We start from the raw sequence: 26069 nt of genomic DNA, 5'->3' as shown, positions 1-26069 counted from the left end.
GATCCCATGTTTGAGTTGTTCGGTGATCTGGCCAGCCTGATAGTGTATCAATGGCTGGAGTTGGATCCGCAGAGCAGACTGGCACAGGCGCTGCATTTCTTCGTGGAGGACACCAGCAAGATTCTGGTGCTGCTGGTGGTGATGATCTACGCCATCGCCCTGGTCCGCGCCTCTCTGGATGTGGACAGGGTGCGCCACTACCTCAGTGGTAAGAGCCGAACCACAGGCTATCTGCTTGGCTCCGGTTTTGGTGCCATCACCCCCTTCTGCTCCTGTTCGAGCATCCCGGTGTTTCTTGGCTTTACCTCGGCAGGCATCCCCGTGGGGATCACCATGGCGTTTCTGATCACCTCGCCCCTGATTAACGAGGTGGCCCTGTTGCTGCTGCTCAGCCTGCTGGGCTGGGAGCTGACCCTGATCTACGTGGTAGTGGGGATGACCATCGGCATGGCTGGAGGGGCATTGCTGGACGCCATCGGCGCGGAGCGCTGGCTGCAGCCCCTGGCTGCCCGTGCTCACGCCATGGGCCAGCAGGCCCAGCCTCAGGGGGAGGACGATGAAGCGCCATCGCTGAGCCTGACCCAGCGCCACCAGTTTGCCCGTGAGGAGACCCTGGAGATCTTCGGCCGGGTGTGGAAGTGGGTGATCGTCGGTGTGGGTCTGGGGGCCGCGCTCCATGGCTTTGTTCCCGCAGGCTGGCTGCAGGCGCACCTGGGGGACGGCCAGTGGTGGTCGGTGCCGACGGCGGTGGGCTTGGGCATCCCTCTGTACGCCAACGCGACCGGGGTGATTCCGGTGATGGAGAGTCTGCTGTTGCAGGGGGTGCCCCTGGGCACCACCCTGGCGTTCTGTATGAGCACCGTCGCCGCCAGCTTCCCCGAGTTCGTGATGCTCAAACAGGTGATGCAGTGGCGCTTGCTGGCGCTGCTGTTTGCCCTGTTGCTGACCGGCTTCACCCTGATGGGGTGGGTGCTGAACCTGGTCTAGAACAGCCCACGTTATTGAGCGTAGAGCTCCGGGTGCAGGAAAGGGGCCAGCAGCATGCACAGGGTGTCTGAGTAGATGCTGGTCCTGTCCACCAGGTTGTTGGTGAGGATCCCCATGGCGCCCCCCTTCTGACGGATGTTGTGGTCGTTGAACAATTCGTCCATCAGCGGACCCAGCTCTTCGCCCTGCTCCAGACGGCGGCTGACCAGTTCCGGCAGGGGCAACAGGCCGCTGCGGCCAATCTGGGTCTGAGTGCCATCACTGGCGGCGATGTAGGCAAAGGTGAAACCCTGCCCATGGATGCGATCATAGCCCCCCTCGAAGGCCACATAGAAGTCGGCTTGCTCCCTGAGGATCGCCTCCAGCCGGTTGATGGTGCCGACCCGGGTCTCGGTGTCTCCCATGGGCTGCTCGTCTACGCCGGAGGGGACGCTGACGCCCTTGACCTGCCAATGTACTTGGGGGAAGGCGCGCTCCAGGGCCCGTTGGGCGGCATTGACCTTTACCGGATTGCGGGAAGCCACCAGCAAAGTTTTTTCTGTTGTTTTTGTCATCAGTCGGTGTGGTTGCGTAGGGGAATATGACACAATGGTCGTCAATCTAATCAGCAACTTCAACTAATTATGATCTACCTGTTGTATCTGCTCCTCGGCGCCTTTGCGGGCGTACTCTCCGGTCTGTTTGGCATCGGCGGTGGTTTGGTGATCGTGCCGGTGTTGCTGACGACCTTCAAGGTGCTCAATTTCGATAATGCCATCGCCATCCACATGGCGCTGGGGACCTCGCTGGCCACCATCATCGTCACCTCCATCAACTCCATGATGGCCCACCACCGTCGGGGCGGGGTGGATTGGAAGGTGGTGTTTACCATGGTGCCCGGCATTGTCCTGGCGGCCTACCTGGGGGGCTATGTGGCCCACCTGCTGGACGCCACCATACTCTCCTACTGCTTCACCGCCTTTATCCTGGCAGTGGCGATGAAGATGTGGTTCGGCCTCAAACCCAAGGGGTTGCAGCCCTTCCCCGGCCCGGTTGGACTGAGTGTTTCCGGTGCCGGCATCGGTTTCTTCTCTGCCATCTTCGGCATTGGCGGCGGCACCATCAGTGTGCCCCTGTTGTCCCGATTTGGGCTGGAGATGCGTAAGGCGGTGGGGATCTCTTCCGCCCTGGGTTTCCCCATCGCCCTCACCGGCGCCCTGAGTTACGCCATCAGTGGCTGGAATCAGCCCGGGCTGCCGGAGATGAGCCTGGGCTACGTCTACCTGCCTGCCTTTGTGGGGATCATCCTCACCAGCTCCATCTTTTCCCGCTTTGGGGCGCACCTGGCTCACAAGCTGGACCCAAGAATTATGCAGAAAAGTTTCGCCGTCCTGCTGTTTGTCATTGCGATAAAGACGTTATTGACCAGTTAACCCGGCGTGATTTGCTGTAATTAAACTACAAATGGTTTTTTGAAAACGGGTCAATAAGACCCGTTTTTTTTCGCCATATTCACCGGGTCTGAGTGGGGAGTTTACGCGGATTACCCAGTAATAACCGATATTGAACGATATTTCACAAGGTTTTCACCTTCGCATTAAGGCTGTTCATGCCAGGATGCAATAGATCGATGTTGTGAGTTGGCTCACGTGGCGAAATCTGATTTGGGATCTTGATCCCATCAAAACTGAAATAAATCTCTATATTTGCCCTCGCTAACTCGAACTCTTTAAGGTGAATAATTATGCAGGCTTCAACCGCTGCAACTGCCACCGGCACCGCCGGCAAGGCCGTAACCTATACCAAGCAGGACCTGACCTGGTCCCTCTCCATGTTCGGCACCGCCGTGGGCGCCGGTGTTCTGTTCCTGCCGATTCGCGCCGGTCTGGAAGGGTTTTGGCCCCTGATCCTGATCGCCCTGCTGGTGGGGCCCATGACCTATCTGTCTCACCGTGCCCTGGCCCGGTTTGTGCTCTCCTCCAAGCGCAATGACGCCGACATCACCGATGTGGTTGAGGAGCACTTCGGTAAAGGGGCCGGCCTGCTGATCACCATCCTCTACTTCTTTGCCATCTACCCCATCGTGCTGATCTATGGCAACGCCATTACCACCACAGTGGACAGCTTCATCGTCAACCAGCTGGGTATGATCTCCCCGCCACGCTGGATCCTCTCCGGTGTGCTGGTGGCGATGATGATGGGTGTGATGATCCTGGGTCGCCGCCTGATGCTGCGTGCGACCGAGCTGCTGGTGTACCCCCTGGTGTTCATCCTGCTGGCGATGTCTGTCTACCTGATCCCCGACTGGTCCATGGCGGCCATGAGTGTCGACAACATCCCCGCCGTTGGCGACCTGATGCTGGTGGTGTACCTGACCATCCCCATGCTGATCTTCTCCTTCAACCACAGCCCGGCGATCTCCTCCATGGCCCTGGCTCAGCGTGAAGCCCATGGTGATGATGCGGTGGCCAAGTCCGACATCATCCTCAAGCGTGCCTCCATGATGCTGCTGGGCTTTGTGATGTTCTTTGTGTTCAGTTGTGTGCTGGCCCTGTCACCTGCCCAGCTGGCCGAGGCCAAGGCGCAGAACCTGCCGGTATTGAGCTACCTGGCAAACCAGTATGACTCTCCGGTTATCTCCGTTGTGGGTCCCCTGGTGGCCTTCCTGGCGATCTTCTCCTCCTTCTTCGGCCACTACCTGGGCGCCAAAGAGGGGCTGGCGGGCATTGCCAAAAAGAGTGCGCCCAAGATGGTAACCGCCATGGGTGACAAGGGCTTCGACCGTGCCCTGGTGGCCTTCTTCTTCTTCAGTGTTTGGGGTGTGGCCATCATCAACCCCTCGGTGCTGGGCATGATTGAGTCCCTGGGCGCCCCCTTCATCGCGGCCATCCTGTTCCTGATGCCGATGTACGCCATCAACAAGGTACCGGCGATGCAGCGCTACAGCGGCAAGCTGTCCAACGTGTTCATCACGGTGATGGGCATCATCGCCATCAGTGCCATCGTCAAAGGCCTGTTCTAAACCCGCATTCATGACTCTGAAGCCGGAGTCGTCGGACTCCGGCTTTTTTTCAACATCGAGGTTCTCCCCATGTTCAGTGTGTTCGATATCTTTAAGATCGGCGTCGGCCCCTCCAGCTCCCATACCGTGGGACCCATGAAGGCGGCCATGCAGTTTGCCGATGATCTGGCCGGTGCCCAGCAACTGGCCGCGGTGACCCGGGTCGCCGTGGATATCTATGGCTCCTTGTCACTTACGGGTAAGGGGCACCACACGGACATCGCCATCATCATGGGCCTGGCGGGCAACAGCCCGGAGACCGTGGACATCGACGCCATTCCCGCTTTCATCGCCGAGGTGGAGCGCAGTGAAACCCTGCCCCTGGGCAGAGATCAGCACCCCGTGGCCTTCCCCAGGGATGCGGTGACCTTCCACCAGCATGCGCTGGACCTTCATGAGAATGGCATGAGGCTGCACGCCTTTGCCGGCGACCAGCTGTTGCTGTCTAAGACCTACTACTCCACCGGCGGCGGCTTCATTGTCGATGAAGAGAACTTTGGCCGCCCCAGTGCCAACCTCAAGCCGGTGCCCTTCTCCTTCGCCGACGCCGACGAGCTGCTGGCCCAGTGCCGCAGCACAGGCATGAGCATCTCTGCACTAATGATGGAGAACGAGAAGGCCTACCACGATGAAGCCGCCATCGGTGCGGGCTTCGGCCAGGTGTGGAATGTGATGCGGGAGGCCATCGACCGGGGTTGTAAGACCGAAGGCCTGCTGGCTGGCCCGCTGAAGGTGCCACGTCGTGCCGCGGCGCTGCATCGGCAGCTGATCGCCAATGAGCGCAATACCACGGATCCCATGAGCATCATCGACTGGGTCAATATGTTTGCCCTGGCGGCGTCAGAGGAGAACGCCGCCGGTGGCAGGGTGGTGACGGCGCCCACCAACGGCGCCGCGGGGATCATCCCGGCGGTGCTGGCCTACTACGATCGGTTTATCGAGAAGGTGGAGGCGCCCCAGTACACCAAGTTCTACCTGGCGGCGGGAGCCATAGGCACCCTGTACCAGATGAACGCCTCCATCTCCGGTGCGGAAGTAGGCTGTCAGGGTGAGGTGGGCGTTGCCTGTTCCATGGCCGCCGCCGGACTGGCGGAGCTGATGGGGGCCAGCCCCTCCCAGGTGTGCGTGGCGGCGGAGATCGCCATGGAGCACAACCTGGGCCTGACCTGCGATCCCGTGGCGGGTCAGGTGCAGGTGCCCTGCATCGAGCGCAACGCCATCGCCGCGGTGAAGGCGGTGAACGCCACCCGCATGGCGCTGAGGCGTAACTCCGATCCCTGTGTGTCTCTGGATAAGGTGATCGCCACCATGTATGAAACCGGCAAGGATATGCACCCCAAGTATCGGGAAACCTCCCAGGGTGGGTTGGCGATCAAGGTGTTGAATGTCTGCTGATTGAGTTGTAGCGTCGACTTAAGAGCCGGTCCTGTGCCGGCTTTTTAATGCCTGGAGTTGAGGGTCAGCACCAGCAGCGGATGATTGGCCCCGCCCCGCATCTCGGCGCTGACGCCGCTGCTCAGGTGTCGCATCAGTTGCTGCTGCCAGGCCGTGGCACCGGTTGAGCTGATGTTCAGTTCCACCATGCAGCGGTATTGTCGGCAGATGGGGTGGTGGGCGAACGCCTGATCCATGGGAGCGGGCACTGAGTCTCTGAGCCAGCGAGGCTGCCCCCACTCCCCCCACTCGTTAGCATGATAGAAGTAGCGCCACTGGGCCAGATGCTCCGGGTCGTCCCGGCTGACCGGAAACTCAGGGTGCAGGCGGCGAAAGCGAATCTGTTTGGGGTTTCGGTCGTCCGCCAGGTAAATCCAGCCGTCGACGATGAACATCGGTCCCATCTTCTGATACTGATGCATCAGCTCTGAGGGATCGGCGGCCTGAAGGGCCAGAGAGTGATTCAACGGACTGCCGGGTAGTACCGGTTCCTCGCGAAGATCGGCAGGCTGGGAAGAGACCCGTTCCGGGCTTTTTCCAGGGGCCGGCTCCCAGAACAGCACCAGCACCAGAAGTGGAAGCAGCCAGATTAAAGACAACAAACTTTGTGAACGCATCTCTCACTCCTTGAGAAAACACACCCCATTGTAAATTGCCTATGTCAGTGCTTGGTGTTTTTTCCCGCTATATAGTTAGGAACATCCTCTGCGGGTATCGGACGACCCAGCTGAAAACCCTGACCGAAGTGACAGCCCATCTCTCTGAGCACTTCAATCTGGCGAATATCGTCGATCCCCTCGGCATTCACTTTCATATTCAAAGCGTTAGCCAAATGGACTATGGCAAGAACCACATCTCTTGCCCGTTGTTCCGTGTGCACCTGGGAGGTGAAGCTGCGATCGATCTTGACGATATCCAGGGGCAGCCGATGCAGGTAGTTGAGTGAGGAGTAGCCGGTACCGAAGTCGTCCATGGCCAGGCGGACCCCCAACCGGCGGATCTGCTTCAGCACCACAGAGGCCTGCTCGTGCTGGCCCAGCAGCGATCGCTCGGTGATCTCCAGCCGCAGCGCTTCCGGACTGAGGCCAGACTCCCGCAGGATGGAGTTGATCACATCCAGGCTGTTTTGGCGGGAGAACCACTCCGAGCTCAGGTTGACGCTGACGCTCAGGCTGGTCATTCGCGGGTACTTCTCATGCCACTGGGCAAACTGGTGACAGGCCTTCTGCAGCACCAGGCGATCCAGCTCCAGGATCTGCCGGGTCTCCTCCATCACTTCGATGAATTTGCCCGGCAGCAACAGTCCCCGTTTCGGGTGCTGCCAGCGCACCAGGGCTTCGAAGCCCACCAAGTGCTCATTGTCCAGGCGCCACACCGGCTGATAGTGGATCTCAAACTGGTCCTGTTCGATGGCGCGGGCCAGCTCGGTTTCCAGCCGCAGTCGCTTCTGCGCCGCCTCGCGCATGGTGGCGGAAAAGACCACGGGCTGGCGGCCTCCTTTGGCCTTGGACTGGTACATGGCCACGTCCGCATCCCGCAGGATCTCCTGGGGGTTGCTGTAGGCGTCATCGCAATAGGCGATGCCGATGCTGCCGCCGCTGTAGATCTCCTCGTTGTTGATGAGGAAGGGCTGGGACAGCATCTTGTGGATCCGCTTGGCGGTGATCATCGCATCCTGGGCCTCATGGAGGCTGTCCAGCAACACGGCAAATTCGTCGCCTCCGAGGCGGGCCACGGTATCACTGCCGCGCAGGCAGCGCTTGAGCCGGGCGGACACCTGCATCAACAGGCTGTCACCGGTGAGGTGGCCCAGGCTGTCGTTGACCATCTTGAACCTGTCCAGATCCAGATAGATGAGGGCGTAATTGAAATCGGGGTTGCGTTTGCGCTGGGCATACAGCTGGTCCAGGCGCTCCAACAGCAGAGCGCGATTGGGCAGGCCGGTCAGGTGGTCATGGAGGTTGTCATGACGCAACTGACTCTCGATACGGCGGCGCTCGGCAATCTCGTGCTGCAGGGCCCGGGTGCGTTCATCCACGGCGCCTTCCAGCGCCTGCTGGGTTTCGGACAGGCTGCGGTGGGCCTGCTGGATGATGATGATGTTGGCGATGTGGGCGGCCAGATAGGAGAGCATCTGCATCTCCTCATCTCCGTAGAGATTTTCGAGCTGGTAATCCTGAACCACCACGGCGCCGATCACCTCGTCGTCGATCACCAGTGGCGCGCCCATCCAGGATTTGGCCACCTGCCCCTGCTCTTCGGCGGCGCCGGTTTCCGCCAGGTAGCGTCGCTGGGCGGCGTTGAGCAGCAGGGGAGCGCCTTTCTCGATCAGATACTCGGTCAGGCCCCGAGCCAGGGGACGGGTCTTGGTCTGGTTCTTCTGAAACTGGTCCACCATATAGGGGAATTCCAGCTCATCGGTCTCCCGCTTGAGCAGGGAAACGTAGAAGTTCTCACAGGGGAGCAGTTGTCCCATCAACTGGTGAAACTGACTGCACAGCTCGTTGAGAGGCAGCAGCTGACGGCTGAGCTGGGTCACTCGGTGCTGCACCGACAGCAACTTCTCCTGCTGTTGAAGCTGATGCTCCACCCGCTCCTGCCTTTGCGCCAGCTGTTTCAACTGATTCTTGGCCTGACGCCCCTGCAGCGCCTGGCGCATCAGGTCGGCGACCTGTTGCAGCAGCAGTTTGGCGTCGTCGTCGTATCTGTGCTTGTCCGTGGTGAAGACAATAAGGGCACCCCGACGGCCATCCTGATCCCGCCAGGGACATCCCATCCAGGCATAGGGCTTAGGGGGCAGCAGCTGCACCTGCTTGTTGAGCTGGCGTGCCACCAGTTCCGCCTGGTTCAGAACCAGGGTGCTGTTGCCCTTGAACAGATGCTCGATCAGTCCCTGATCCGACAGCAGTTGGGTTTCACTCAGGGGACTGCCACGGTAGCGCAGGGAGTGCTCTTCGAGCACCAGGAAGTGGGGGGCGTGCAGGTGATCATCCAGCCACTGATGCAGGGCGGAAAACGCGGCATCCTCGTCTGTGTCTGGCGCGCTCAGTTGTGCCAGCGCCGAGATCAGGGGCGCCGACGACAGCGTGGCCGGAATTTCACAGGATGATGGATGCATCGGCTGCTTGAAGCCTGTCAAAAAAAAGTCGGTCAATGATGCCACTTTCGCCAATTCTTTGCCAAGGGAATAAGCGGCTAAACTTTATACCCTGGCAACATTCTTCGGGGAGGCGGACTGTGTATAAGAGCTTCTGTGGCTGGTGTCACACTCAGACCCGTCATGAATGGGCTTATGTAGACCACAGCCTGCACCTGACTCTGACTCTGTTGACGGCCGGAGCCTGGAGTTTTGTCTGGGCGTATCTTGAGTGCACATCCGGCAGTTGCTGTCAGTGTGGCCTGGGTGAGGGTCTGTCGCTGATGGGCTACTCCACCGCGTATCATCAGAGCTTGCGGGAGAGAAGCACCAGGGCCAGCAGCATCTGGCGTCCATGAGTGGCCCTGGAGTGTCACCTGTCGGGGCCATGGGCGCCGACAGGCGGAGATCAGATGTTGCTGAGAGACTGCTGCACTTCAGGATCGCTCAAGATCTCAATCAACTGATCGCGATAGGCGCGGAGGATGTTGTTTTGGGGAGATTCATCTGACTTCTCCTCCACGACATCCCGGCCGCCAATCTTCTTCTCAAGCAGTTTCCCCTGTTTCAGCTCATAGACTTGGACCAGGGTGTCGGTATCGAAGTTGAAAGCGGACACCCAGTTCAGGTTGACGCTGAAGTACCACTCATTCAGGTTCAGCACCAGCAGCTTGCCTGCCTGCTTCTCTGTGAGCACGGTCTTGGCGTTTTCGCCGTTAAACTCCTGCTTGACGTTCAGTCCCTCGACATCCCAACCCTTCTTCTGCAGGCCGTTCACCAGGCGGTGTTCCAGGAACTGGGCCAGGGTGCGCTTGCTGTCGCCCTTTTCGGTTGCCAGCACAGGGTTCACATGCCAGTCGAATGGGATGCCGAAGGTGCCATGGGCAACGCCGATGAAGGTTTCCGGTTTGCCCTCGGATACGCGACCACGCTGGTCGTGAACGGAGATAAGGACCTTGTTCTTAGATTGGTATTCCGGGGAGGGGGATTGCTCCTCCAGGGACATGGGGCTGACACAGCCGGTCAGGGTGGCCAGGGCCAGCATAGTAAGCAGTAATCTGATGGTGTTCATTTCGTCATCTCTGGATATAGAAAAATCAAGACGGCGGCTAATCTGGGAAGGTCTGGAGGAAAGGTCAGAGCAGAGGTTGCTCCAATGTTACCGACTCCTTTCGGTCCAAAACGCTTCCTTTTCCATGGTTTAGCGCGGCGTTTCTTATTTGAAATTATTGAAATAACTGAATATTTCGCGGCGAGTCTAGCGGGTTGAATGCGGCTGTGCAACAAACTGAGTTGAAGAAAATGAGGGGGTTGTGACTCCGCCGTATGGGAATGGATGTGAAGGGGTAAGGAGTTTGTTTTCCCCAGGTGTATCAAGGGCTGATCCGGATCATTGGTCGTTTTTTCTCTGCGTCTGGGATCACCTTTGAAGGAGAATCTGCGCTGGGGCTGGGGGACCACAGGGTACAATTTCTCTCTGCAAAACCCTCTCTGTTACCCAACTACTCCATAGGTCTCCTATGTCTACTAAATCCAATCCCCTGGCGATTTGCTGGGGCAAGTGGCGTGCCCTGCCGTTATGGGCACAGATCCTGGCTGGCATGCTGGCGGGGATACTGACCGGCATCTCCCTCGGGGAGAGTGCCGTGCACCTCAAGTTCATCGGTTCCCTCTTCGTCAACACCATCAAGATGCTGATCGTGCCCCTGGTGTTCTGTTCCCTTATCGTCGGGGTGACCTCCATGCAGGACACTCAGAAGATGGGCCGGGTGGGATTGAAATCCTTCCTCTTCTATCTGGGCACCACCGCCATTGCCATCTCCATCGGCTTGTTGCTGGGCAACCTGTTTCAACCCGGCGCCGGCGTGGAGATTACCCAGGAGGTGGCGCGAACCACTCAGGTCAGTGAAGCCCCCAGCCTGGTGCAGACCCTGGTCAACATGGTGCCCACCAACCCCATAGAGGCCCTGGCCAAAGGCAAGATTCTGCAGGTGATCGTCTTCGCGGTGGCATTGGGGATCGCCCTGGTGCTCATCGGCGAGCGAGGCAGGCCGGCGGTCCAGCTGTTCGAATCCCTGGCGGAGGCGATGTACAAGCTGACCGACATGGTGATGGCCCTGGCGCCATACGGTGTGTTTGCCCTGATGGCCTGGGTGTCCGGCAAGTATGGCATCGACGTGTTACTGCCTCTGCTCAAGGTGATCCTGGCGGTGTATCTGGGTTGCCTGCTGCACATCTTCGGATTTTACAGCCTGCTGCTGGCCATAGTGGCCAAGGTGAACCCCATGCGCTTCTTCCGGGCGATCTCCGAGGCGATGGCGGTGGCCTATACCATGTCCAGCTCCGCCGGTACCCTGCCAGCCTCGATGAAATGCGCCCGTAAACTGGGAATCAACAAGAGCATCTCCAGCTTTGTGCTGCCTCTGGGAACCACCATCAACATGGACGGCACGGCCTTGTACCAGGGGGTGTGTGCCCTGTTTGTGGCGCAGCTGTTCGGTGTGGACCTGACTCTGGTGCAGTACCTCACCATCATCGCTACGGCGACGCTGGCCTCCATAGGCACCGCCGGGGTCCCCGGTGCCGGCCTGGTGATGCTGACCCTGGTGCTCACCTCCGTGGGGCTGCCCCTTGAGGGGGTGGCTCTGGTGGCCGGTATCGACCGGGTGCTGGACATGGCCCGCACCGTGGTGAACGTCTCCGGAGATCTGGTGGCGACCACGGTGATCGCCCACTCCGAAGGCGAGGTTGAGGAGACGGAGTCTCTGGCGCCGGCGTCAGCCTAACCTCTGTGGGAGGCAGGCTGCCGTGCGGCGGCCTGTCCCCTGATTGCGACTAAGGTGTCATTTATTCCCGGTGCAATCGTCCACTAAGGCGAATTTGTATTAGTAATCAATAAATTAGCCACAACTAACGCTCTGGGCAACGTAATGGTCTGATAAAAAACGAAAAAGTTTCGTTTCTGTGCCCGGCTAGCCCTCATTCCGTTAGCTACCCAGCCTCGACTCATCATCGAAAGTGCGCCGATACACCGTCCTCAGCCGAAATCCCAATTGAGAAGTGAATCCTGTTCGTGATAACTAGCAAGGTGATGCCGGTCACATGGTGGCCGCAGTTCGGGATTGCTGTTGTGGGATTCTCATTTTTCGAGTCAGGAGAGGTTGAATGAGTCGACTTGGATTGATGGGCAAGATGCTGATGCTTGCCCTGGTGCCTTTGGTGTTGACCCTGGTGGTGGTGTTTTCCGGCTCCATCTATTTTAAAAATCAGACGCTGGATCAACAGGTAGACACCTTTACCCAGGATCTGCGCGCCCAGAAGATGAAGCAGGTGAAAGATGCGGTGACCATTGCCCTGGCGTCGGTGCGCAACCAGATTCAGGCCCAGCCGGACAGATCGCCTCTTCAGGTGGTGGAGGAGACCCTGAGCAAGGTGACTTTCGGTGACGGGGGCTACTTCTTTGTCTACAACCTGGAAGGCACGGTGCAGTTTCATGGTCTCAAGCCTCAGACCAAGGGGCAGAATCAGCTGCACCTGAAGGATCCCAATGGTACCCCCTTCATTGCGGAGCTGGTGAAGGCGGCCAAGGCCGGAGGCGGCACCGCGTCCTACTTTTATCAGAAACCGGGTGCCACCGGGCTGGTGGAGAAGATCAGCTATGTTGAACCTCTGAATGAATATGGCTGGCTGCTGGGCACTGGGGTCTACGTGGATGAAATTGACTCGGCAGTGGCCGCCTTCAGAGGCGACGCCCAGGCGATGTCCGACAAAGAGACCCTGACCACCTCGGTGCTGGCCCTGGGGATTCTGGTGCTGGCGGTGCTCGCCATCCTGTATGTGTCCCGGCGCACCGTGGCGCCGGTGAACGCCATGTTGCTCAGCTTGCAGGAGATTGCTCAGGGAGAGGGTGATCTGACCAAGCGCCTGGATGTGAAGGGGCAGGATGAGATTGCCCAATTGGGTGAGGCGTTCAACCGTTTCACCTCCAAGCTGCAGCAGACCATGAGTGAGGTGGCCGAGGCCACGGAGCAGGTGGGGATGGCCGTAGACAGCATCAACGACCAGACCGCCACCATCAGCCGTCAGTTGTCGGTCCACGACGATGAAACCGAGCAGGTGGTCACCGCGGTGACCGAGATGAGCATGGCGGCGGCGGAGATTGCAGGCAACGCCAATCAGATGGCCGGTGCCACTCAGGCCGCCGCCGATGATGCCGGCACGGCCCAGGACAAGGTGGGACACTCGGTGTCTTCCATCAACGCCCTGGTGGATGAGGTGGACCTGGCGTCTCAGCACATCGACCGCCTCAACGAGCAGTCCACCAAGATCCACAGCGTACTGGGAGTCATCGGCGACATCGCCGATCAGACCAATCTGCTGGCACTGAATGCGGCCATCGAGGCGGCAAGAGCCGGAGACCAGGGGCGGGGCTTCGCCGTGGTGGCGGATGAGGTACGTCAGCTGGCCAGCCGCACCCAGACCAGCACCCTGGAGATCAAAGAGATGCTGGATGAGCTGCATCAGTCGGTCTCCAAGGCGGTGGACACCATGAGCAACAGCCAGCAAAACTGCGAGAGAACCGTGGGCTCCTCATCGGAGATCACCACCAGTCTCAATGCGGTATCCGGTGCGGTCAATGAGATCAACGACATGACCAGTCAGATCGCCACCGCAGCCACCCAGCAGAGCTCGGTAACCGAGGAGATCAACCGCAACATGGTGGCCATTCGCGACATCGTCGGCGAGCTGGTGCACACCAGTGAACAGTCGGCCCGGGTCTCAGAGCGACTTGGCCTCTCCGGCCAGCAGCTGCGGCAGCTGGTGGGCCAGTTTAAGATCTAACTCGCCGCCCAGGCACAAAAAAGAGGACCCTGAGGTCCTCTTTTTCATTGAGCCGTGGCCACTTATTTGGAGGAGGCGTCCAGCTTCTTCTCCAGGTAGTGGATGTTGGTGCCACCGTGCTGGAAGTTCTCATCAGCCATGATCCTCTGCTGCAGAGGAACGTTGGTCTTGATGCCGCCAACCACCAGCTCGCGCAGGGCGTTCTTCATGCGGGCGATGGCGATGTCCCGGTTCTCACCGAAGGTGATCAGCTTGCCGATCATGGAATCGTAGTGAGGCGGAACCTTGTAACCGGCATAGATGTGGGAGTCCCAACGGATCCCCATGCCACCGGGTGGGTGGAAGCGATCGATATTGCCGGGGGAGGGGATGAAGGTATCCGGATCCTCGGCGTTGATGCGGCACTCGATGGCGTGGCCACGTACCTGCACCTGCTCCTGGGTGATGGAGAGGGGCTGGCCGGCGGCGATGCGCAGCTGCTCCTTGATGAGATCCACGCCGGTGACCATCTCGGTGACCGGGTGCTCAACCTGGATACGGGTGTTCATCTCGATGAAGTAGAACTCGCCGTTCTCATACAGGAACTCGAAGGTACCGGCACCACGGTAGTTGATGTCGATACAGGCGCGGGCACAGCGCTCACCGATGAACTTACGCATCTCTTCGGTGATGCCGGGCGCCGGAGCTTCCTCAACCACTTTCTGGTGACGACGCTGCATGGAGCAGTCACGCTCGGCCAGGTGAATGGCGTTGCCCTGACCGTCTGCCAGAACCTGAACCTCGATGTGACGAGGGTTCTCCAGGAACTTCTCCATGTACACCATGGGGTTACCAAAGGCGGCACCGGCTTCTGCCTGGGTCAGTTCGATGGATTTCAGCAGTTCGGACTCGGAGCGCACCACGCGCATGCCGCGACCACCGCCACCACCGGACGCCTTGATGATCACCGGGTAACCGATGCGCTTGGCAATCTGGGTGTTGACCTTGGGGTCGTCGCCCAGAGGACCGTCGGAGCCGGGTACACAGGGTACGCCCGCCTTCTTCATGGCGGTAATGGCGGACACCTTGTCGCCCATCAGACGGATCACCTCGGGGGAGGGACCGATAAAGATGTAGCCGCTCTTCTCCACCTGTTCGGCGAAGTCGGCGTTCTCAGCCAGGAAGCCGTAACCTGGGTGGATGGCGACGGCGTCGCTCACCTCGGCTGCGGAGATGAGGGCAGGAATGTTCAGGTAGCTTTCGGTGGCCGGGGCCTTGCCGATGCAGATGGTCTCATCGGCCAGCAGCACGTGCTTCAGGTCCCGGTCAGCGGTGGAGTGTACCGCCACCGTTTTGATACCCAGTTCGCGACAGGCGCGCAGAATTCGCAGGGCGATCTCTCCGCGGTTCGCAATGACCACTTTGTCCAGCATAGTGACTTCCTTACTCGATGATGAACAGCGGCTCGTCGAACTCAATGGAATCGCCGTTTTCCACCAGGATCTGCTTAACCACACCGGCCTTGTCGGCTTCGATCTGGTTCATCATCTTCATCGCTTCGATGATGCACAGGGTGTCACCCACAGCCACGGTGTCGCCCACTTCAACGAAGGGCTTGGCCGCCGGGCTTGGGGAACGGTAGAAGGTGCCTACCATGGGAGACTTCACTGCGTGACCGGAGATGGCAGGAGCCGCTTCGGCAGCAGGGGCGGCCGCAGGTGCTGCAGCGGCAGCCACAGGTGCAGGGGCTGCGACCATTGGGGCCTCAGCGACAGTGTAGGAAGCGGCCACAGGCGCGTTGCCGGTGCGGCTGATGCGTACGGACTCTTCCCCTTCGGCGATCTCCAGCTCGGCGATGCCAGATTCCTGTACCAGTTCGATCAGTTTCTTGATTTTGCGAATATCCATAGTGGTTCTCTTATTCAGCTGCGCTCGTACTCGTCCGCACGATTCAAGTAATTAACCGCACTTTGCAGTGCAAATTGGTATCCGTCCGCGCCCAGACCGCAAACAACTCCTACCGCTACATCGGAAAAATAGGAGTGGTGCCTGAAAGGCTCCCGGGCGTGGACATTTGACAGATGTACTTCAATAAAGGGGGTGGAAACCGACAGAATGGCGTCCCGCAAGGCCACACTGGTGTGGGTAAAAGCGGCGGGATTGATGATGATGAAATCCACGTCACTGGCGTGGATGGCATCGATCAGTTCAGCTTCGGAGTTGCTCTGGATATGGCTAAGGCTAACCTGATGATCTTCGGCGACTTTGGTCAGACCAGTAACGATCTCATCCAGGGTCATCGAGCCGTAATGGCCTGGTTCGCGCCGTCCCAGCATGTTCAGGTTGGGACCATTGACCAGCAAGATTCGCTTTTGCTTCGACATTTTGCGCCTATCCTCTGCGAACGTGTGTGCATATTCAGTGTAAATCGTTAGACACCAAAATTCGCCACAGTTTCACACCCTTGAATTCCAGTGACAGCCATTATAACTACATCAACGAAAATGGCAGCATTTTACTGGTCTAATCACGTGTGTTGCCCACAGTGTTAATAGCGACGGCGGGACCTCCAGGTTGAAGGAGAATTGACCGATAATCCGCAAAAAGGCCAAACGCCGCGCTGGTTTACTCTTTCGGAGGTGAGCGCCTCATCTGCTTGCGCTGACTCTGGCGGCTTTTGCCGTCCAGTCGGCGACGGACGCTGGCCTTGGTGGGTTTGGTGGCGTGACGGGTCTTGGGACGAAAGGCGGCTTTCTTCAGCAGGGCCTGTAAGCGGTCCAGGGCGTCCTGGCGATTCATCTCCTGGCTGCGAAATTGCTGCGCCTTGATGAGAATTTTGCCCCCGGGGGTGATGTTGGGGTGGGAGAGCCTGTCCAGCCCCTCTTTATAGTGGTCGGGGAGGGTAGGGGAGCGGCGATAGTCGAAGATCAGCTGGATGGCCGTGGAGACCTTGTTGACGTTCTGTCCCCCCGGGCCCGAGGCGCGGATCGCCTGGAACTCCAGTTCGGAGGCGGGAATGGTGAGACGATTGGACAGGGTCAGCATGGCGAACTACCGCAGGGAAAACAGAGAGTATATCAGCCCCACCCTGTGAGATTCAGCTTTGAGTGAGGCGAGGCGGCCCGGTTGGGCCGCCCTGTGGCATCAATCGGTCAGCAGCCGGGCAATGGCACCCTGGCCCAGGTAGGCCTGATGGGCGATGACCAGGCCATCGGATGTCAGGTCGAACTTGGGGTTGCGGGCGTAGGATTTCGCCTGGTTCAGAGCCATGGGCAGATCGGCACTGAGCTGATAGTCGGTGTTGCCGTCGGCGTCAAAGACCACGTAGATGGGGCCAGAGACCACCATTTCATGGTGCTCAGGATGAATCCTATGGGGGTTGGCGTATCTCAGGGTGACGACCTGCTTGCCCTGTCCCAGATCCAGGCTGGAGTCAAAGGCGGACACCTGTTGGCCGTTCACATTGGTGGCGTAGAAGCCCTTGGGCAGTTGCAGTGTGCTGGCGGATGCGGTGGCGGTCAGTAGCAGAGTGGCGGCCAGGGTGGCCAGAGAGCGTAAGCGCATACAGATACTCCTTCCTTCATTACTGCGCGAGTGGTGCCCCGTGACAGCCGGGGCGCCCCGTGTCGCGCTCCGGTGGCTGTCCTGCCAGACCGGAACCGGGCCTTGTGATTGTTGTGTGGGCCCGAACTGCGACATGGATCACGTTTTACCATTTTGTTACCAGAAAGTGAACTCCTGCCCGACTTTGTTCGGCTCCAAGGCGGTGCGGGAGGTGAAAGCTGCTGACTTTGGCCCCTGATACAGGGCAGAATCGTCTCGGTATCTGAGAGTCTGGTGCTGGCCGGAAGCTCAGCAGGGTAAAAGGCCACATTGTTCTAAATTTTAACAACTTCTGATATTTTCTATCCCCAATGAGCTGGGCACAGTCGCGCCCACCACAGGGCTAACAGGATCCTCATATTGACTCCACTTCGCATACTGGCCGGGGCCGAAGCCCGGCGGCAACTCTCTGAACATGGTTGGGAAACTGCACTGTTCGATCGATTTATCGCGGCATCCGGAGGCCCGAAATGGTTGCCCATGGCCGGCCTGGACCGGGCCCTGATGACACGTTGGATCCCAAGGGATCAGAAGATGCAGCTGCTGGGGACCTCCTCCGGCGGCTGGCGTTGCGCGGCCCTGTGCCACCCCGATGCGGATCAGGCTCACCGGCGCCTGCAGCATGCCTACATAGGCCAGGTGTATGAGACTCGCCCCACCGAAGAGGTGGTGAGAAATAACTGCGTTACCATCATGCGTGCCCTGGCCGGGGAGCAGGGCTATGGGGCCCTGCTGCAGCAGCCCAACCGGGTGCTGAACCTAATTGCCTGTCGTTGGAAAGGGCAGCGTACCCGCCGACCTCTGCTGCAGGGGGTCAGCCTGGCGTTAACGGCGGGGCTCAATCTGGTCAGTCGCCCCCTGATTCAGCATCAGTGGGAGCGCTGGCTGTTTTCTGCCGAGCATCAGGGGTTTTACGATCCTGGGGAGCTGGTGACCCACCACGGTGCGCTGACCGAGGAGAATATGGAGGCTGTGCTGCTGGCCACCGGCAGCATCCCTCTGCTGTCACCCGGGGAAGTGGATATCCAGGGCGCCTCCGCCGGTCGCTACATGGACGGTGGCCTCACCGATTACCACCTGGACCTGCCGGTACTCAGGCGAGGCGGGCTGGTGCTTTATCCCCACTTTCACCCCTATGCGCTGCCGGGCTGGTTCGACAAATCACTCAAGGGCCGCCGGGCCGGTGACAACTTCGACAAAGTCGTGATGCTGGTGCCCTCCGAGGAGTTCATCGCCAGCCTGCCGGGAGCAAAGATTCCGGATCGTAATGATTTTAAGGCCCTGCCTACCGATGAGCGACAGCAGCGCTGGCATCAGGTGGCCGAGGCCGGAGAGCAGTTGGCTCAGGCGTTTGAGGCGATGGTGAGGGGGGAGCATCCCCTGGATATTGAGGCGATCGATTAGGGCATTCGCAATTATTGGCTTTTGTTGTAAATGATAACTATTATCATTAAATCAAATCCAATACGGAGATACCCCAATGTTGAAGACTCTGACCTTTGCCATCATGCATTTTTCCATCGCCTTCGTTCTGGTGTATCTGTTAACCGGCAGCTGGGCCATCGGCGGCGCCGTGGCGGTGATTGAGCCTCTGGTGAACACCGTTGCCTTCTATTTCCACGACAAGGTGTGGAAGCGGCTGGAGCAGCGCAGGGCTCAAGCCGCCCCCCTGGCTGCCTGATCAACAAATGAACCCCCACCGCTGAATCTGGGTCTAAACTAGTGGAAAGCCCGCAGATTCAGAGGTGATCGCAGCATATGCAAACCTCAGTTGAGACGGGTGACAACTCCGGCTGGGAGGGTGTATGCACAGAATGACCGTCGCCCTGCTGCCCATCGACAGCCCGGTGCTGCCGCAGGGGCGCAAAGAGCTTCGCATGGTGACCCCTGGTCAACACCGGGTGGTGGCCGAGCATTATCACAATCAGTTGCCTCTGGTGGTTTGCGTCCAGCGGGAGGACGATGAACTGCCCTGTTACCCCATCGCGGCCGTCGTTAATATCATCGATTTTCACCAGCTGGAAGACGGTTGCCTCAGCCTGATCGTCGAAGGCTGTCGCCGGTTCAAGGTGTCTGAGGCCTGGGCCGAAGCCGACGGGGTATGGATGGGCCAGGGCCTGGTGATGAACAACTGGCCCTCACTGCCGATGCCCGCGAGGTTTGAACTGCTCGGCGAAGCCCTGGAGCGCCTGTTTGAGGTCCGCCCTGAACTGGGCGAGCTCTACGGGGAGTGCCAACTGGAGGACGCCTGCTGGGTGGGTCAGCGTTGGCTGGAGATATTGCCCTTGCTGGAGCAGGACACCCAGGAGCTGCTCCGGGCACCGGATTGCACCCGTACCTTGAGATTTATCCTGTCACTCATTATTCAGCCGGAGAATCTGGCCTGACCGAAACCAGATATTCACACCGGTCGTCAGAGAAAGCCCCGCATCGGAATGTGGGGCTTTTTGCGTACTGGCCCCTTTTGCCGGGCTTCGCAGAGACCGCCATTCAAGTGGTCGTTATCAAGACCTTTACAAACTCTTACGACACTTTTAACGAACGGCTTGGTCAGAACTATCAGAGAACGCTGTACGCGGCCGCCTTGGGGCGGTGGCGGTAATCTGATTATCCACAGAGGGAGGGCGTGATGCTGAAACTGAGATGGAGCTATCTTTGGATGGGGTTGGCGCTGATCACCAGCGCCGGGTTGTTGGCCCAGGCGCTGGTGTGGTTGGGGTAATGGTTACAGTACCCCGTCCAGGTGTGAGGCGAAGCGGGTGGCGTTCATAAAGCCGGTGACCCGCTGACGGCTCAGCTCATTGCCCTGACGATCGAAGAACAGGATGGTGGGCAGGCCCAGCACCTGATAGTGCTCCTGGATCTCGATATCCAGGTCGTCGTTGGCGGTCATGTCTGCCTGCAGCAGCACCATCTGATCGGTGCGCTTCATCACTTCAGGTTTGGGGAAGGTCTTAACCTCGAACTCCTTACAGGCCACACACCAGTCCGCATAGAGATCCAGCATTACCGGCTTGCCGGCGGCCGCGGCCTTGGCCACTTCCCGCTCCACATCCGTCAGACTCTTCACCCGGATAAACTCCACCTCGTGATGGGCGCCGCCGGCCTCGGCGATCTTGTCGCTGTAGAGGGCGTAGCCCACGCTGAAGCCACCATAGCCGAGAGAGCCCATCATCAGGGCACCCAGTACCAGGTAACGGGCGCTTTGACCTATGCCCTGACGGGTATTGCGGTTCTCTTTCAGCAGGTAGAGCACCAGGGCCAGGCCCCACAGGCTCCACATCAGGTCTGCCACCAGACCGCTCCAGATGCGGGTCAGCATCACGATGGACACCGCGATCAGCAGGAAGCCGAAGACGTGTTTGATGATCTCCATCCAGGCCCCGGCCCTGGGCAGCAGTTTGCCACCAGAGGTGCCCAGCAGCAGCAGTGGGGCGCCCATACCCATGGACAGGGCGTACAGGGCCAGGCCACCGAGCATCAGATCACCACTTTGGGCCACGTAGATGAGGGCGCCGGACAGAGGGGCGGTGGTGCAGGGGGAGGCCACCAGACCGGAGATCAGGCCCATCACTAGTACGCCGGTGAAGGAGCCCCCTTTCTGGGAGTTGGACGCCTGGTTCAGCTTGTTCTGCCAGGAGTCAGGCAGTTGCAGGTTGTATACCCCAAACATGGACAGGGAGAGCACCACAAACAGGATGGCCAGGCCGATCAGAATGGCGGGATGCTGCAGGGCGGCCTGATATTTCAGGCCGGCAGACGCCACCACCAGGCCTAGGGCGGAGTAGGTGATCGCCATCCCCTGCACATAGGTCATGGAGAGGGCGAAGGCCCGTCCGGTGGAGAGTTTCTCCCCCTGGCCAGCGATGATGCCGGTGAGAATGGGGTACATGGGGAACACACAGGGGGTGAAGGCCAGCAGAATCCCCAGGCCGAAGAAGGTCAGAATCACCAGGCCCAGATGGCCGCCGGAGAGCAGGGCCGCCAGGCTGTCTTGCTCCGTAGCCGCAGTGCCCAGGGTGGCGGCAGGCGCTGCCGGGGTGGCAATCAAACCGTCGTTGGCAGCCACCGCGGAGAGCAGCACCTTCTGGCGGGTGGGCGGATAGCACAGCACCTTGTCCAGACACCCCTGGTAGGTGATGGTCAGTTCGGTGTTGTCTGCGGCTTCCAGAATGGGCAGTGCCAGGGTCACCCGGTCGAAGTAGACCGGCTGCTCACCAAAAAAATCGTCGAAGTGAGAGGTGGCTTCGGGGTAGACAAAGTCGCCAACCTTGGCGTTGCCCTCGATCTTGACCGTGAAACGCTCCTGGTAGAGGTAGTATCCCTGCTCGGGCATCTCCCAGGTCAGCTCCAGCTTGTTGTCCTGCTGATAGAAGTTAAACAGGTACGCCTGGTCTACCGGGAGAACTTCAGGCTCCTGATTAAGAAAGGAGAACTGGGCGAAGGCTGTGCTGCTCAAGGTGAGCATCAGGGCCAGGGCAAAAAGTCTTTTCATCATTGTCTGTGTGTTGTTCCAATCATGTCCGTAGGGGGGCGAATCGCTCGTCGGCGAACCCTTGCGGGCAACACCCGCCTGTATCGATTGAGACCGCTACTTTACTGGATCCATCCCGGTGCTGCATCGATAAATGTAACAGCCCATGAAGGCTGACTTGAAAATAGACCGGGTCACCCCCATTTGAGTTTCTTAACCAGACAGAATTTGTGAGGCAGGTGTGGTTTTCTATCTCTTTTTACTCTTCGCGGTGATGCCGATCATCGAGATCTCCGTCCTGGTGCAGGTCGGCACCACTCTGGGCGCCTGGCCCACCATAGGGCTGGTGCTGCTGACCGCGGCCCTGGGGGCCTCCCTGGTTCGTAGCCAGGGGCTGAGCACCATGATGGAGGTGCGTAACCGCATGGCCCGGGGCGAGATGCCCGGAACTCAGATCATGGAAGCCATGTTGCTGGCGGTGGCCGGCGTACTGCTGGTGACCCCGGGTTTTGTTACCGACCTCTTTGGCCTGTTGGTGCTGACTCCCTTTACCCGCCGCAAGCTGGCCACCTGGCTGATGAGCCGTGCCCAGGTGCATATCGCCACTCAGCAGCAGGGGTTTGGCTTCCACACCCAGTTCCACCAACAGCGCCCCTTCGATGAGCAGCAATCCCCCTTTGGCGACCAGCAGTCCCCGTTCGGTGAACAGCGCCCTTTCGAGCGTCAGGACAACCGGGATCGCGGTGGTAACACCACCATCGAAGGCGAGTATGAGAGAAAGGATGACTGAAGTTCTTGAGTGCCTTGCGCCTCTGTGGTCAACTGTCCGGGTTCACCAGGGTTCGAGTTAGCGTTTGAATCCGATGTGACAGAGCCGCCCCTCGGGGCGGCTTTTCTATGCCTGACGTTCAGTCCAGAGGCGAGCTGTGCGCCTCGGTGAGGGAGTCGGGTTCGCACACCCGGGTGGCCAGGTGATAACAGGCGGCACCCATCATCAGGTTGGCCATGGCGACACCGATAAAGGCCCCTTTCACCCCGAACGCCCAGGCGCCCACCATGGTCATGGGGATCAGCATCAGAAACAGCCTCACCGCATTCAGGGAGAGGGCGGTCATCGGCCTGTGATAGGCGTTGAGGGCCAGGACAAACAGGATCACCACGCCCAGGGGGCCATAGGCCAGAGGCAGCACCTGCAGGTACCAGATGAGGTACCCCTGAACCGTCAGATCCTGACTGAATATCGCCGCAATCTCGCCCAGCCAGGGCCAGATCAGCAGGTATAAGCCCAGTTGCAGCACAATCACGAAACGGATACTGCCCATCAGGGCTTCCTTGGCGCGCAGGTACTGACCGGCGCCCAGGTTCTGGGCGATAAAGGGCATCAGCGAGCCGCACAGGGCGGTCACCCCCACCAGCATCAGGGCTTCGATTCGGGTGCCTGCACCGAAGGCGGCCACCGCCTGGGTGTCGATTCGGGCCAGAATCGCCAGGATCAGGCCGTTGGCCAGGGGGTTCAGCAGGTTGGAGATTGCAGCGGGGCGGGCGATGTGCAGCAACCGCCGCCAGTGCTCCAATAAGCGTTGGCAGGGGGCGGCAATCAGGCGGTAGCGCCATCCCAGCATCCAGGCGGCCACGACAAAGGTGATCAGCCAGGAGAGCACGGTGGCGATGGCGGCGCCCTGCATCTCCATCCGCGGGAAGGGGCCGATGCCGAAGATAAACAATGGATCGAGCACCGCGTTCACCAGGGCGGCCACGGCAGTGACAATCGCCGGGGTGCGGGTGTTGCCGGTGGCGCGCAGCGCCTGGTTGCCCACCATGGGCAGCACCAGCAGGCCGATGCCCAGATACCACACCAGCATGTAGTCGCAGATCATCTCCAGCATCGCCGGTTCGGCCCCCATCAGGGCAAACAGCGGCCGGATGGTCAGGGCACCCGCCAGGGCGATCACCACCACGATCAACATTGCCAGCAACAAACCGTGGGTCAGGAAGCTCCTGGCCTGGGGCAGATCCCCCTGACCCAGCAGCCGGCCCATATGGGCGCTCATGCCTGCGCCCATGCCCAGGGCGATGGAGGAGACCACCAGGGTGACCGGGAAGGTCATGGAGATGGCCGCCAGGGGCTCGGTGCCCAGGCGACTGATGAAGAAGGTGTCGGTCAGATGGTAGAACAGCAGGCTCAGTACACCCAGGAGGTTGGGTAGGCTCATACGCAGCAGAACTCTGCCTATGGGAGCGGTCAAAAGGCCGTGCTTATCATACATCCGGTAAGTCACATCTAGGTTGGGGACGGAGTCGTCGGGAGGGCATGGTACCAGTGGCCCGGGGGCCAGCGCAAAGAGGCAGAGGTAAAATCCGGGCCTCTGTGGCATCTTTTTTACCGGGGGCTGAGCAAAAAAATTTTGCCCTCGCCCTTGTGTTTTGAACCATCGGCCCCATATTGAAAATCATCTGGCGGCGCAGGCCGCACATATTATTGAAGATTTGGTTTTAGACGGAACCTTTTAGGAGACATCAGAGATGAAGATTCGTCCATTGCATGACCGGGTAATCGTTAAGCGTACCGAGGTTGAGTCCAAGTCCGCAGGCGGCATCGTACTGACCGGCAGTGCAGCGGAAAAGTCCACCCGTGGCGAAGTTATGGCCGTGGGTAATGGTCGCATCCTGGACAGCGGTGAAGTGAAGCCTCTGGACGTGAAAGTAGGCGACGTTGTTATCTTCAACGAAGGCTATGGCGTTAAGACTGAGAAAGTGGACGGTGAAGAGGTCCTGATCATGTCTGAGGCCGACATCCTGGCCATCGTAGAATAAGTCACTCTGTAGATTCTGAATTTCAAAGGGAAAGCGCAACATGGCTGCTAAAGACGTAAAGTTTGGTAACGACGCCCGCGTAAAAATGCTGGCTGGTGTAAATGTTCTGGCTGACGCCGTTAAGGTGACTCTGGGTCCTAAGGGCCGCAACGTGGTTCTGGACAAGTCCTTCGGTGCCCCTACCATCACCAAAGATGGTGTGTCCGTGGCCAAGGAGATCGAACTGGAAGACAAGTTCGAGAACATGGGCGCCCAGATGGTGAAGGAAGTGGCTTCCAAGGCCAACGACGCTGCCGGTGACGGCACCACCACCGCCACCGTACTGGCTCAGTCCATCGTCAACGAAGGCCTGAAAGCGGTTGCCGCCGGCATGAACCCCATGGATCTGAAGCGCGGCATCGACAAGGCCGTAGCCGCCGCCGTTGAGCAGCTGAAAGATCTGGCCGTTGAGTGTAAGGACTCCAAGTCCATCGCTCAGGTAGGCACCATCTCCGCCAACTCCGACACCGCCATCGGTGAGATCATCGCCACCGCCATGGAGAAAGTGGGTCAGGAAGGCGTAATCACCGTGGAAGAGGGCCAGGCCCTGGAGAACGAGCTGGACGTGGTTGAAGGCATGCAGTTCGACCGTGGCTACCTGTCTCCCTACTTCATCAACAACGCCGAAGCCGGTACCGTTGAGCTGGACTCCCCCTTCATCCTGCTGGTGGACAAGAAGATCTCCAACATCCGTGAGCTTCTGCCCATCCTGGAAGGCCTGACCAAGGCTGGTAAGCCTCTGCTGATCATCGCCGAAGACGTTGAGGGCGAAGCCCTGGCGACTCTGGTAGTGAACAACATGCGTGGCATCGTGAAAGTGGCTGCCGTTAAGGCCCCTGGTTTCGGTGACCGTCGTAAGGCGATGCTGCAGGATATCGCCATCCTGACCGGCGGTACCGTGATCTCCGAAGAGATCGGTCTGGAGCTGGAGAAGGCCACCCTGGAAGATCTGGGCAGCGCCAAGCGCGTTGTGATCTCCAAGGACAACACCACCATCATCGACGGCGTAGGCGCCGAGGACCAGATTCAGGGTCGCGTTGCTCAAATCAAGCAGCAGATCGAAGAGTCCACCTCCGACTACGACAAAGAGAAGCTGCAGGAGCGCATGGCCAAGCTGGCCGGCGGTGTTGCCGTAATCAAGGTTGGCGCAGCCACCGAAGTTGAGATGAAAGAGAAGAAGGCTCGCGTGGAAGATGCTCTGCACGCCACTCGCGCCGCCGTAGAAGAGGGCGTGGTTGCCGGTGGCGGTACTGCCCTGGTTCGCGTTGCTGCCAAGATCACCGAGCTGACTGGCGACAACGAAGAGCAGAACGTCGGTATCCGTCTGGCCCTGCGTGCCATGGAATCCCCTCTGCGCCAGATCGCCTACAACGCCGGTGAAGAGTCCTCCGTTGTGGCCAACAACGTCAAGGGCGGCGAAGGTAACTACGGTTACAACGCCGGTAACGACACCTACGGTGACATGGTTGAGATGGGTATCCTGGATCCCACCAAGGTAACCCGTTCTGCCCTGCAGTTCGCCGCTTCCGTGGCGGGTCTGATGATCACCACCGAAGCCATGGTGACCGACCTGCCTAAGGATGAAGCTGCCGCAGCCCCTGACATGGGTGGCATGGGCGGTATGGGTGGCATGGGCGGCATGATGTAATCTGCCGGTCTACCGACCTCCATGAAAAAACGGACGCCAAGGCGTCCGTTTTTTTGTGCTTGGCTTTGGCGAG

The 26069-nt window shown here is 59.4% G+C and carries 24 protein-coding genes; 13 read left to right on the top strand and 11 right to left on the bottom strand.

The genetic code is table 11. The annotated features are described in order from the left end of the window. The first annotated feature begins 6 nt into the window (after positions 1–6). Positions 7–987, top strand: a complete 981-nt coding sequence (locus tag QUE41_RS18945; RefSeq protein WP_286340518.1) for a permease — start codon at positions 7–9, stop codon at positions 985–987. Positions 988–998: 11 nt separating this feature from the next. Here QUE41_RS18945 and yjjX read toward each other — a convergent pair whose 3' ends face one another. Then, positions 999–1541 carry an inosine/xanthosine triphosphatase gene (gene yjjX / locus QUE41_RS18940; protein WP_286340517.1) on the bottom strand — a complete coding sequence of 181 codons (543 nt, stop codon included), beginning with the start codon at positions 1539–1541 and terminating at the stop codon, positions 999–1001. Positions 1542–1610: 69 nt separating this feature from the next. Here yjjX and QUE41_RS18935 point away from each other — a divergent pair, with 69 nt between their 5' ends. The 3 genes from QUE41_RS18935 (at position 1611) to QUE41_RS18925 (ending at position 5422) form a co-directional block, all read left to right on the top strand. After that, the gene (locus tag QUE41_RS18935) at positions 1611–2399 is read left to right on the top strand and encodes a sulfite exporter TauE/SafE family protein (RefSeq protein ID WP_286340516.1); all 789 of its coding nucleotides are present in this window, start codon (positions 1611–1613) and stop codon (positions 2397–2399) included. A 311-nt stretch (positions 2400–2710) separates the two neighbouring features. Continuing rightward, positions 2711–3988: an aromatic amino acid transport family protein gene (locus tag QUE41_RS18930; protein ID WP_286340515.1), complete on the top strand. Its 1278-nt coding sequence runs from the start codon at positions 2711–2713 to the stop codon at positions 3986–3988. A gap of 69 nt (positions 3989–4057) precedes the next feature. Next, on the top strand, positions 4058–5422 hold the full coding sequence (locus QUE41_RS18925) for an L-serine ammonia-lyase (RefSeq protein ID WP_286340514.1): 1365 nt from the start codon (positions 4058–4060) through the stop codon (positions 5420–5422). Positions 5423–5466: 44 nt separating this feature from the next. Here QUE41_RS18925 and QUE41_RS18920 read toward each other — a convergent pair whose 3' ends face one another. Then, positions 5467–6078, bottom strand: a complete 612-nt coding sequence (locus QUE41_RS18920; RefSeq protein WP_286340513.1) for a hypothetical protein — start codon at positions 6076–6078, stop codon at positions 5467–5469. Positions 6079–6122: 44 nt separating this feature from the next. After that, a complete protein-coding gene (locus tag QUE41_RS18915; protein ID WP_286340512.1) occupies positions 6123–8579 on the bottom strand; it encodes an EAL domain-containing protein in 2457 nt (818 codons plus the stop codon). Between the two features lie 119 nt (positions 8580–8698). Here QUE41_RS18915 and QUE41_RS18910 point away from each other — a divergent pair, with 119 nt between their 5' ends. Beyond that, positions 8699–8956 carry a hypothetical protein gene (locus QUE41_RS18910; RefSeq protein WP_286340511.1) on the top strand — a complete coding sequence of 86 codons (258 nt, stop codon included), beginning with the start codon at positions 8699–8701 and terminating at the stop codon, positions 8954–8956. A 50-nt stretch (positions 8957–9006) separates the two neighbouring features. Here the strand turns inward: QUE41_RS18910 and QUE41_RS18905 are convergent, their stop codons facing one another. After that, positions 9007–9669: a hypothetical protein gene (locus QUE41_RS18905; RefSeq protein WP_286340510.1), complete on the bottom strand. Its 663-nt coding sequence runs from the start codon at positions 9667–9669 to the stop codon at positions 9007–9009. A 448-nt stretch (positions 9670–10117) separates the two neighbouring features. Between QUE41_RS18905 and QUE41_RS18900 the strand changes: the two genes are divergently transcribed. Both QUE41_RS18900 and QUE41_RS18895 read left to right on the top strand, forming a co-directional pair. Further along, positions 10118–11383, top strand: a complete 1266-nt coding sequence (locus QUE41_RS18900) for a dicarboxylate/amino acid:cation symporter (protein WP_286340509.1) — start codon at positions 10118–10120, stop codon at positions 11381–11383. A gap of 379 nt (positions 11384–11762) precedes the next feature. After that, complete coding sequence (locus QUE41_RS18895) at positions 11763–13439, top strand: methyl-accepting chemotaxis protein (protein ID WP_286340508.1); 1677 nt, start codon at positions 11763–11765, stop codon at positions 13437–13439. Between the two features lie 62 nt (positions 13440–13501). Here the strand turns inward: QUE41_RS18895 and accC are convergent, their stop codons facing one another. From accC to QUE41_RS18870, 5 genes are all read right to left on the bottom strand, one after another. Beyond that, entirely contained in the window at positions 13502–14851 is a 1350-nt protein-coding gene (accC, locus tag QUE41_RS18890; RefSeq protein WP_286340507.1) for an acetyl-CoA carboxylase biotin carboxylase subunit, read from the bottom strand. A gap of 10 nt (positions 14852–14861) precedes the next feature. Then, positions 14862–15326 carry an acetyl-CoA carboxylase biotin carboxyl carrier protein gene (gene accB, locus QUE41_RS18885; protein ID WP_286340506.1) on the bottom strand — a complete coding sequence of 155 codons (465 nt, stop codon included), beginning with the start codon at positions 15324–15326 and terminating at the stop codon, positions 14862–14864. A gap of 14 nt (positions 15327–15340) precedes the next feature. Beyond that, positions 15341–15802, bottom strand: coding sequence for a type II 3-dehydroquinate dehydratase (gene aroQ / locus QUE41_RS18880; RefSeq protein ID WP_286340505.1), 462 nt, complete (start codon positions 15800–15802; stop codon positions 15341–15343). Between the two features lie 241 nt (positions 15803–16043). Further along, the gene (gene arfB, locus QUE41_RS18875; protein ID WP_286340504.1) at positions 16044–16463 is read right to left on the bottom strand and encodes an alternative ribosome rescue aminoacyl-tRNA hydrolase ArfB; all 420 of its coding nucleotides are present in this window, start codon (positions 16461–16463) and stop codon (positions 16044–16046) included. Between the two features lie 99 nt (positions 16464–16562). Next, positions 16563–16982 carry a DUF2057 family protein gene (locus QUE41_RS18870; RefSeq protein WP_286340503.1) on the bottom strand — a complete coding sequence of 140 codons (420 nt, stop codon included), beginning with the start codon at positions 16980–16982 and terminating at the stop codon, positions 16563–16565. Between the two features lie 399 nt (positions 16983–17381). On the opposite strand from QUE41_RS18870, the gene QUE41_RS18865 reads away from it, so the two are divergent. The 3 genes from QUE41_RS18865 to QUE41_RS18855 all read left to right on the top strand — a co-directional run bounded on the left by QUE41_RS18865 (position 17382) and on the right by QUE41_RS18855 (position 19408). Then, positions 17382–18425, top strand: a complete 1044-nt coding sequence (locus tag QUE41_RS18865) for an alpha/beta hydrolase (protein WP_286340502.1) — start codon at positions 17382–17384, stop codon at positions 18423–18425. 76 nt (positions 18426–18501) lie between these two features. Beyond that, on the top strand, positions 18502–18702 hold the full coding sequence (locus QUE41_RS18860; protein WP_286340501.1) for a DUF2061 domain-containing protein: 201 nt from the start codon (positions 18502–18504) through the stop codon (positions 18700–18702). A gap of 124 nt (positions 18703–18826) precedes the next feature. Further along, positions 18827–19408 (top strand): LON peptidase substrate-binding domain-containing protein, encoded by a 582-nt coding sequence (locus QUE41_RS18855; RefSeq protein ID WP_286340500.1) that lies wholly within the window; start codon positions 18827–18829, stop codon positions 19406–19408. Between the two features lie 338 nt (positions 19409–19746). On the opposite strand, the gene QUE41_RS18850 is transcribed toward QUE41_RS18855, so the two are convergent. After that, a complete protein-coding gene (locus tag QUE41_RS18850) occupies positions 19747–21516 on the bottom strand; it encodes a protein-disulfide reductase DsbD (protein ID WP_286342977.1) in 1770 nt (589 codons plus the stop codon). 220 nt (positions 21517–21736) lie between these two features. On the opposite strand from QUE41_RS18850, the gene QUE41_RS18845 reads away from it, so the two are divergent. Further along, the gene (locus QUE41_RS18845; protein WP_286340499.1) at positions 21737–22285 is read left to right on the top strand and encodes an FxsA family protein; all 549 of its coding nucleotides are present in this window, start codon (positions 21737–21739) and stop codon (positions 22283–22285) included. Positions 22286–22403: 118 nt separating this feature from the next. On the opposite strand, the gene QUE41_RS18840 is transcribed toward QUE41_RS18845, so the two are convergent. Then, complete coding sequence (locus QUE41_RS18840) at positions 22404–23708, bottom strand: MATE family efflux transporter (protein WP_353506860.1); 1305 nt, start codon at positions 23706–23708, stop codon at positions 22404–22406. A gap of 310 nt (positions 23709–24018) precedes the next feature. Between QUE41_RS18840 and QUE41_RS18835 the strand changes: the two genes are divergently transcribed. Continuing rightward, positions 24019–24309: a co-chaperone GroES gene (locus QUE41_RS18835; protein WP_286340497.1), complete on the top strand. Its 291-nt coding sequence runs from the start codon at positions 24019–24021 to the stop codon at positions 24307–24309. 40 nt (positions 24310–24349) lie between these two features. Beyond that, entirely contained in the window at positions 24350–25996 is a 1647-nt protein-coding gene (gene groL / locus QUE41_RS18830) for a chaperonin GroEL (RefSeq protein WP_286340496.1), read from the top strand. Positions 25997–26069: the final 73 nt, after the last annotated feature.

The organism is Ferrimonas sp. YFM, assembly GCF_030296015.1.
Lineage (GTDB): Bacteria > Pseudomonadota > Gammaproteobacteria > Enterobacterales > Shewanellaceae > Ferrimonas.
Note: the sequence above shows the minus strand (reverse complement) of the source record. Positions and strands in the feature narration are given on the sequence as shown.